Annotated in this window: 1 protein-coding gene; it reads left to right on the top strand. The window is 45.8% G+C overall.

Translation table 11 applies throughout. The features are described from left to right. The coding region (locus EYS42_RS17130) for a hypothetical protein (RefSeq protein WP_165456847.1) at window positions 1-525 on the top strand (525 nt) is incomplete at its 5' end. Window positions 526-638: the final 113 nt, after the last annotated feature.

Below are 638 nucleotides of genomic sequence, written 5' to 3'. Positions count from 1 at the left end.
AAGGCGCGCATCAAAAGAAATTATGCAGGAGATTTCTTGATAGAGGATTCAACCGAGGCCCTAAATGAAAAGCAACGGGAAATATTATTAAAAAATGTCCCGTTTGCACTAAAAATATTGAACCGCGGCGATAGATACCTTATAAATAACGAAATACTCACATTCCCAGAATACCCTCCACCGATATCAAGGTTCTCACTCACCTCAACCGCAGTAGTTAGTGGCGCATCTGCGATCGTAGATTCTATTGGAGCGCCTGCAGCCTTATACTTCGATTGCTTAACCAAGAACTTTTCCGGCAGCAATGGCGATGATGTCAAGATCTTGTCGAAAATTGCGGAAGAGTATTTCAACACAGAATACGCAGCAAGCAAAAATAATGCGCAGCACTTGAAAAATTCCCGGTCAAAAATCATGAAGGATATGTTGAGCACAAAACTTGGAAAGGCATTCATGAGTAGAACGGTTGGCAAATTACTTGGTTGCCCCGATGTCGAAGAATTTGAGGCGACAGGAAATTTCTAACTGTCGGTTCAACGCGGACGCCAACACTGGCCATCGCTTCGCGATTTTGATGGCCAGTGTTGGTGCCCTACGCGCTTCGCGCTCCGGCGCCGGTTAACCTGGGCGTTAGGCCA

It is taken from the genome of Aquabacterium lacunae (assembly GCF_004310865.1).
Classification (GTDB): domain Bacteria; phylum Pseudomonadota; class Gammaproteobacteria; order Burkholderiales; family Burkholderiaceae_C; genus Aquabacterium; species Aquabacterium lacunae.
This window is presented reverse-complemented; position numbering and strand designations above follow the sequence as displayed.